Below are 8,528 nucleotides of genomic sequence, written 5' to 3'. Positions count from 1 at the left end.
CTGCAACTATTTTTTCGCGCAGATCGATTGAATATGCTTTCATAAAAAGATAATATTTTTATTCTTATTAACTGTACCCCATAACAGCAGGAAGTGCTGTAATACCACAAATCCCCTTATAAGTTTCTTCATTAATTTGCCTCTGCTATTTCAACAATTTTTTATATTAAAGTGTCTTTCGAGGGTAAATGAGCGTTGAAACAGAAACCTAATCTCAAGCTAAAATCCTGTCTACACAGGCAATCCGATCATTCGTATGTAAGAATAGTTTTCTATTCCGCGCCAATTTTTGTCATCTCTAGTAATTACCCTATAATTGCTCTAGCCTATTGAAGATATTCTCTTAAATAAACTTGATTAACCGTAATAATGAGCAAAACATGGCAGATTTCAAAAACAGCCTTTTTTAGCTAAGGATTCAGGTAACAGAGTATGACAATATTCCCTACGAAAAACAGTAAGAAATGTTGTCTTAATTGGGGCAAGTTGAAATTGGGTCAGGAACTTTAATAGCAACTAATAAACGAATTACTGGGGCAATAGAACTAAGCATCAATGAATTAAGCGATTGGGTAAAAAAGAAGTAGCCTAACATTCATGTAAAGTCTGCCGGGCAGATACTCTGTCCGGCAGACTTTACGTGGATGAAACACCCTGGTCAGTCAAAGGAACTTCACTAATGCTATTGCAACTTGATGAGAGATATCAGACTCTAACACTAACAGCAAAGCTCGGAGCAATTTTAGATTTTACTTTATTTAATCCTGAGAATAAGGTTAATTATAATATCTTTAAAGCTGAGATAAATAATTAGTAATAACAATAAAAATTGCTGAAACTGAATAACAGGATCTAACCGCCAGCCTTGAAGCATTAATATTATTCCTGAAACCAGCATTATCACTGGTATTAACACTCCCTGGAAAATATATATCAGTCTAATCCAGAGCGTGAGTGTATTTTTTCTCAATACTAGCCAGCCTATCATTAAAAATATATAGATAGCTGCTAAAAGTAAATAAAAAAGCCCAATTATTGTAGAGCCGTTTGTTCCAACATTAACTTGAGCTAACTGAAACATTTAGATACATTCCTACTTAAGTACAAGCCACTATCTTAACTGGACAATTAAGCAAAGTTCGCATCTAGACAAGTATTACAAATTTTTGTTACCAACACTGTATCAAACCAAAGTTTAGCAGCATTAGAGCCTAAATATTGAGGCGACCTGTAGTTAACAATTGATATCCCCCAACAAAACAAGCCATTGAAAGGCAAAACTGCCAAAGGCTTGTAGGATTGAGAACAGCGCGACTGCTAAAAAAGACTCTTCAGTATACCCACCCCTAATGCCACCCAACCTAAAGCTTTATCCTGGCGAGACAAGACAAATAACATCAGAATTCCACTTGTCAGAAAAAGTATGGAAGCATCAGCAGCTACACCTCGCCACCAGTACGGATAAATATTAGTAGTAAAATAAATATTCTGACCGAGCAAGTAAATACCAGCCAGTAGTAGTGCCAAACCGATCAGCTTGAATAAAAATCTCATTATCTAAATAGAAACGAAGTTTTCAGGCATACTTCTGTTGTTGCACGGGATCTCAAGGCACTTGGTTTGTATTTGGCGCGATCGCTCTCTTTTGATGGTGTCGAATATGACACACTTCAAATTGAGTTAACACCAACTCAAGAACGCATTTACAACAGTTACTCCGACGCTTTTCAAGTTATTCATTGCAACTTAGGGAAAGCATTAGAAGCTTGTAATATCACTGGTGCGAAAACTTACAATCGCATGGCTAAAATGTCTGCATTGTCTCAGTTTGAATCCCACAAGCAAAGGTTCTTTAACCATTTACTCACCGGGATGAAATGCCCGATGCTGATCCTCGCAATTGAGCAAGATTTAGCCCAAGGCAATGCTGTTGTCGTTCAGGTTGTTTCGACTAACGAAGAACTTTTGAAACGGCGACTTGATGAGGTTCCGGCTGACGAATGGAAGGACTTGAACCTTGACCTAACTCCCCGTGAGTATGTCATGGATTATTTGTTAAGTGCGTTTCCGATTCATCTGCATTCCATCCACTCCTGCGAAGACGGCGAGGAGTGTTCTGAACCAGTCTTTGATGCCGATGGTTCTCCTGTAATCTCACTTGAAGCTGTGGGTTTACGTGATGCCCTGATCGATAGGTTAGCAAGTCTTGATCCAATTCCCGGTGCTTTAGAACAACTGCTGTGGCACTTTGGTCATAAACAAGTTGCTGAAGTGACTGGTCGTAGCAAGCGGGTCTTGAAGGATGATTCCGGGCAATTGTTTGTGGATACTAGAGGCTGTGGGGCGAATATTGCTGAAACTGCCGCGTTTATGAACGGTGACAAACAAATCCTTATCTTCTCTGACGCTGGCGGTACTGGCAGAAGTTACCATGCTGACTTAAATGCGGTTAATCGTCGTAGGCGATCGCATTACCTTCTAGAGGCCGGGTGGAGAGCAGATAACGCAATTCAAGGGCTTGGACGCTCTCACCGCACCAACCAAGCATCAGCACCCATCTTCCGACCTGTTACTACAAACGTGCGCGGTGAACGCCGATTCATTTCGACTATTGCTCGACGGTTGGACAGTTTGGGCGCACTTACTCGCGGTCAACGACAGACAGGCGGTAATGGCATATTCCTAGAAAAGGATAACCTTGAATCGAACTATGCCGAACGTGCTTTGTCCGAGCTATTCAGGCAGATTTACCAGGGGCGATTTTATGAAGTTTCACTAGGGCAGTTCGAGCAGATGACCGGACTTAGCCTCACTTCCCACGAAGGCGGAATGAAAATCGACCTTCCACCCCTGCGGCAATTCCTCAATCGGCTGCTGGCTTTACGAATTGATATGCAGAATATCATTTTCGAGAGGTTTGAACTACTCTTGAGCCAGCAAATCGAAGCAGCGATCGCGGCTGGTGTCTACGAAGTCGGTGTGGAAACACTTCGGGCTGAGAAATTTACTATTGAGAGTCAAGAAGCTGTGTACACTCATTCTGAAACTGGGAGTGTGACCAACTACTTGAAAATTCAACGCACTCAAAGGAACAACATCAGATCGGCTGAAGAGATGTTGGAGTTTGCTGATAATTACCAAGGACGGCTGATGGTAAATGAGAAGTCAGGCAATGCTGCTGTGACCATCCCAACTCATAGCGCGTTTGATTCTGACGGCGGCGTTATTCCAAGAGTGTTGCTCATTAAACCTCAAAAAGAAACCCGTTTACCAGTGAAGGATTTGGAATCTTCTACCTGGAAGCAAGTTTCAACAAGTGCGTTTACTACTGCTTGGTTAAAAGAAACCTCGGATTTGCCCAAGTTTACCACTGACTATCTGCATCTAGTCACTGGCATTCTGTTACCAATTTGGAAAATCCTACCACAACACAGCAGCCGGGTCTTCCGATTGCAAACCAGCGATGGCGCGAAAGTGCTTGGTCGGGTGGTGAATGCTCAAGATATTCAAACTGTGCGCGAACAACTCGGCTTGAAGAATAAGCTGCTTTCTCCAGCAGAACTTGTGAAGCTGGTGCTGGACGAGAAGTATTCACAGCAGTTGCCTGGAGGTATAACGCTGCGGCGGTCTTTCGTTGCTAGTGAACTACGAATTGAATTGGTTGATGCTTTATCTTTAGCCGATCAACTTGCGGCTGTAGGTTGTTTTACCGAAATTATAAATTGGCGTAAGCGGGTGTTTGTGCCAACTGGAGATAAAGCTGCGGCTGTTTTGGGTGCTGTAATTGAGATTCTTGTGTAATGGGAGCAAAGCGATGTGGTTTTTACCCGTCGCTTTGTTTTTTCTCAAATTCGGGTTTGCAGTTGCGCTTTTTGTAAATCTTGTTATTAGCTGGATTTTTCCGCTTCGGGCAATGCCGTGTTGCTCAAGTTTATCTAGAGAATTTGTTTTGTCATCATTAGCTCAAAACATCTGGAATTTAGTTTGATTGAGCGTACCATAACGTCACAAGTTCCTTTAAAATAGGTTCAATAGCTGCTTAAGATGTTCAATTAATCATTAGCCCAAAAGCAAACATTTATATCCAAAATAGTTTTAAGTTAAGTGTAAGTATACATCCGTCAGAATCCAGGAGCCAGAATGGTAGAAAATTTAATCACATTCTTCAGGCTAAAAATAGCCTCATAATCCTAAATTACTCTTAAATTCTGAATTCTGACTTCTGTGTGCTGAATTCTTACAGTTAAATTATCTAATTAGTATTTTTAATATATCAGAAGTGTCCTTTGCCCTTAATGACTAATATTGCTTCTAAATCCATAAAACTACAAGCACAACTCACTGAGAAATACTTCGAGTTACACCCTTGCATACAAAAGATTATTCAGTTGTTCTCGATAATTTATGCACCTATAGATAAAAATTCATTCGTGAGTTGTATTAGTAAAACGGGTGCTTTAGATGAAAACAATAAACCTTGGGGTACTAAAACCATTAGTCCCCAAATTGATAAATTGTTAAAAGTAGGTTTGCTGGTGCAGTCAGGCAGGCAAAGCCCTGAATGTCATCCGCTACTTACAGAAATTGCTACTCGTCATGCTGTAAAAACTGGACAGTTTGAAATTCTGGTCACAGCAGTAGAAGAAAAGTTACCTATACGGACTCATTGGAACAAAAATGCTCGGATATTCCGCAGCTTACGCGAGTGTATTCGGGAAATCCGTATAGGTTTTTATCGCCAAGACCCTAATTTTATTAATCAGCAAATTGAAGATTACGATAAATACGCTGATAGCGAAGAAAAAATAGTCATCCAAAATATCTTCGAGCAAATATGCAATAACCCATTTGATGCCGATTGGTTTAACACTCTACCACAAGGATTATATGAAAATGGAATATCCAGTATTTTACTCAATTCAGCCTTAAAATTATCTGTCTCCGAAGATGCGTTTACGTTGCTGGAAGAAGAATGTTCTACATCTGGAAGATATTGCTCAGATTATTTGCATTTGATTTTGACAGAACAAATGTTACTCCGAGGTTGTACTCAAGAAGCACAAGAATGTCTGGAGCGGGTATCGGATGAATATCAAAATAATGCTGCTGTCTTTTGGGGATGGTTAAGTTTTCTCCGAGGGGAAAACGAACAAGCGATTAAATATTATACAGATGCCCTGAAAAAACTGAGAAAAGCGACAGGCAAACGCCAAATATATTTTAATACGATGGGGGGCTTATTTTTTATCCTGGCACTGTTAAAAGATGGTTCAGTGCAGAGCCTCCAGCAAGCAGAAGAATACACCAGTGCGATGTCCCGCCAATCAGATCATTGGCTGAGGTTTATTTATGGCAGACTGAAAATGGTACTGCAAGTCCATCAAGGTGATATTACTCAAAAACAATTAGTCCTTAGTTCTCACATTTCTTCAGTGGAAGAAGAAAACAGCTTACAAACATTGTTTTGCTCACTATGCCTTTACTGGATGGATGCCGACGCTGCAAAAAAACGTTTACCTAATTTATTAGAGCCATTATATCGGAGATCGCTTACTTCAGGGCATCATTGGTTGGCAATGGAAACCGCAGAACTCCTATCCCGGCTCAAACCTAGTAGTAACTATAAAAAACAGGCAGAGGCACTGCGAGAAGATAGCGGTATTCAAACTATTATCGACTTAATTCGACCCCAAGAAGCTTGGGAAATGTGCCTCAATGCCTTAGCTAATCTTCAAAAAGAACCACAGACACCAGGAAAACCAGAATCAGAATTACGTTTAGCATGGTTCATTACCTTCTATCCCAGTAGATGTGTCTTGCAACCAAAAGAACAGAAAGTAAATGCTAAAGGAGAATGGAGTAAAGGTCGCCCCATCGCCCTCAAACGTCTGAGTAATAACTTGAGTGAGTTTGATTACGTCACACCTCAAGATATGCGGGTATGTAGTTGTATTGAAACATATAATGACGGCTCTTATTACGGCAAAGTTGATTATAACTTCAGCGAAAAAGCCATCTCTGCGTTAATTGGACACCCGTTGGTTTTTTGGGAAGATAGTCCTAATGTTCGTGTCGAAATTGTCAAGGGAGAACCAGAACTTTTAGTTAAAAAAGAGAAACTTGGTCGTCTCACCTTGGAATTTTCTCCTAAAATCATCGAATCACAGAGTATTCTGCATATTAAAGAAACTCCAACCCGCATCAAAGTTATTGAAATCACTGCCCAACACAGACGTATTGCAGAAATTATTGGTAAAGATAATAAATTAAATGTACCAGCAAATGCCGAAAAACAAGTTTTGGCTGCCATTAATGCTATCTCTGGCATTGTCACCGTGCATTCGGACATTGGTGGTGGCGCAGAAGGAGCAGAAGTTGTCCCCGCCCAGACGTTACCTCATATTCATCTTTTGCCTGCCAATGCCGGCTTAAAAGTTACCATGTTGTCGCGCCCATTTGCCCAAGGTGGCCCCTACTATCGTCCTGGTACAGGTGGTGAAACTGTTATTGCCGAGATTGATGGTAAACGTCTACAAACCAGACGAAATCTGTTACAAGAGAAACAACTTGCCGCAAACGCTGTATCAGCCTGCGCCACTTTAGCTCGAAATGAAGAACAAGATGGTGAATGGACAATAGAAGACCCAGAGGACTGTTTAGAATTGCTGCTAGAACTGCAAGCTTTGGGAAGTGATGTCGTCATAGAATGGCCCCAAGGAGAAAAACTGCGTGTTAGCCACAATGCCGACTTAAAAGACTTTAATTTATCGATTCAACGTCAGCAGGACTGGTTTGCCGCCACTGGGGAATTGAAATTGAATAATGACCTAGTGCTGGATATGCAGCAACTACTAGAACTATTAGAGAAAACCCCAAGCCGTTTTATTCCGCTTGGAGATGGTCAATTTCTGGCTTTAACTCAAGCTTTTCGCAAACGCCTGGACGAATTGCGGATGTTTTCGGAAAAACATGGTACTGGGATGCGTTTTCATCCCTTGGCTACATTAGGATTAGAAGATTTTGTTGATGAAGTCGGTAAGGTAAAGGCAGATAAACATTGGAAAGAACATATCAAACGCCTTAAGGAAGTACAAAACCTCCAACCAGAACTCCCATCTACCTTTCAAGCCCAACTGCGTGACTATCAAATGGAAGGTTTTTGTTGGTTGGCGCGTCTAGCACATTGGGGTGTAGGAGCTTGCTTGGCAGACCAAATGGGATTGGGCAAGACCGTGCAGGCATTGGCTGTCATCCTCAGAAATGCCCATCAGGGGCCAACCCTAATTATTGCCCCAACTTCTGTGTGCATGAATTGGGTGAGTGAAGCGCAAAAGTTTGCCCCAACTCTGAATATCATTCAATTCTCTGGTGCTAACCGCCAAAAGTTGTTAGATGGGTTACAACCTTTGGATATGTTGATATGCAGCTATGGTTTATTGCAGCAAGAAGAAGTAGCTCAAATGCTTGCTCAAGTAAAATGGCAAACAATTGTCCTGGATGAAGCCCAGGCGATCAAAAATATGAACACTAAACGTTCTCAAGCTGCCATGAACCTGAAAGCAAGTTTTAAACTGCTGACTACTGGGACTCCGATTGAAAATCATCTGGGTGAATTGTGGAATTTGTTCCGTTTTATTAATCCTGGGTTATTAGGTTCTTTTGAAAGTTTCAATCAACGCTTTGCTACCCCCATTGAAAAATATCAAGATAAACTTGCGCGTAATAAACTCAAAAAACTGATTCAACCATTCTTGTTAAGGCGCACCAAAAATCAGGTATTAGAAGAATTGCCTTCTCGAACTGAAATTTTGCTTCATGTGGAGTTGAGTACAGAAGAAAAGGCATTCTATGAAGCTTTGCGTCGTCAAGCTATATCTAAATTGACCCAAAGTAATGCAGATGCAGGACAGAAACATTTGCAAGTTTTAGCAGAAATTATGAAACTGCGCCGCGCTTGCTGTAATCCCAGCCTCGTTATGCCTGATACTGGATTATCTAGTTCCAAATTGCAACTTTTTGGTGAGGTGCTGGACGAACTTCTCGAAAATCGCCATAAGGCTTTGGTATTTAGTCAGTTTGTTGATCATTTGCACATCATCCGCGATTTTTTGGAGAAACAGGGTATTAAATATCAATACTTAGATGGTAGTACTCCAATGACAGAACGGAAAAGAAGCGTAGATGCCTTTCAAGCTGGGGATGGTGATGTGTTTCTGATTAGTCTCAAAGCTGGGGGTACTGGACTCAATCTTACTGCCGCTGATTATGTTATTCATACAGACCCCTGGTGGAATCCAGCAGTAGAAGACCAAGCTTCCGACCGCGCCCACCGCATTGGGCAACAACGCCCAGTCACAATTTATCGCTTGGTGGCTAAGGATACTATTGAAGACAAGATTGTGGAACTGCATCACCATAAGCGGGATTTAGCGGATAGTCTTTTGGAGGGTTCTGATCTGAGTGGCAAGATATCAACAGAGGCGTTGTTACAGTTGATTCATAGTTAGAAGCAAAGGCTTTTCCAACCC

4 protein-coding genes and 2 pseudogenes are annotated in these 8,528 nt (G+C 41.3%); 4 read left to right on the top strand and 2 right to left on the bottom strand.

What is annotated here, in order from left to right; genetic code table 11:
• Nucleotides 1-431: 431 nt before the first annotated feature.
• Nucleotides 432-670: pseudogene (locus H6G76_RS38255) on the top strand (hypothetical protein); the annotation flags it as partial.
• An 84-nt stretch (nt 671-754) separates the two neighbouring features.
• Here the strand turns inward: H6G76_RS38255 and H6G76_RS38250 are convergent.
• Together H6G76_RS38250 and H6G76_RS37035 are read right to left on the bottom strand one after the other, a co-directional pair.
• A complete protein-coding gene (locus tag H6G76_RS38250) occupies nt 755-874 on the bottom strand; it encodes a hypothetical protein (RefSeq protein WP_397333980.1) in 120 nt (39 codons plus the stop codon).
• A 443-nt stretch (nt 875-1,317) separates the two neighbouring features.
• A complete protein-coding gene (locus H6G76_RS37035) occupies nt 1,318-1,527 on the bottom strand; it encodes a hypothetical protein (RefSeq protein WP_242056407.1) in 210 nt (69 codons plus the stop codon).
• 69 nt (nt 1,528-1,596) lie between these two features.
• Here H6G76_RS37035 and H6G76_RS37675 point away from each other — a divergent pair.
• The 3 genes and pseudogenes from H6G76_RS37675 to H6G76_RS15100 all read left to right on the top strand — a co-directional run.
• Nucleotides 1,597-1,698: pseudogene (locus tag H6G76_RS37675) on the top strand (strawberry notch-like NTP hydrolase domain-containing protein); the annotation flags it as partial.
• Between the two features lie 102 nt (nt 1,699-1,800).
• A complete protein-coding gene (locus H6G76_RS15105; RefSeq protein ID WP_313934781.1) occupies nt 1,801-3,801 on the top strand; it encodes a strawberry notch C-terminal domain-containing protein in 2,001 nt (666 codons plus the stop codon).
• A gap of 494 nt (nt 3,802-4,295) precedes the next feature.
• Nucleotides 4,296-8,507 carry a DEAD/DEAH box helicase gene (locus tag H6G76_RS15100; RefSeq protein ID WP_190701829.1) on the top strand — a complete coding sequence of 1,404 codons (4,212 nt, stop codon included), beginning with the start codon at nt 4,296-4,298 and terminating at the stop codon, nt 8,505-8,507.
• Nucleotides 8,508-8,528: the final 21 nt, after the last annotated feature.

Source organism: Nostoc sp. FACHB-152 (genome assembly GCF_014697475.1).
Lineage (GTDB): Bacteria > Cyanobacteriota > Cyanobacteriia > Cyanobacteriales > Nostocaceae > Nostoc_B.
This window is presented reverse-complemented; position numbering and strand designations above follow the sequence as displayed.

What these genes read in the sequence shown, in the direction of transcription:
- H6G76_RS38250 (WP_397333980.1), bottom strand. Translation starts at nt 874, where the DNA reads ATGCTTCAAGGCTGGCGGTTAGATCCTGTTATTCAGTTTCAGCAATTT.
- H6G76_RS15105 (WP_313934781.1), top strand. Translation starts at nt 1,801, where the DNA reads ATGGCTAAAATGTCTGCATTGTCTCAGTTTGAATCCCACAAGCAAAGG.
- H6G76_RS15100 (WP_190701829.1), top strand. Translation starts at nt 4,296, where the DNA reads ATGACTAATATTGCTTCTAAATCCATAAAACTACAAGCACAACTCACT.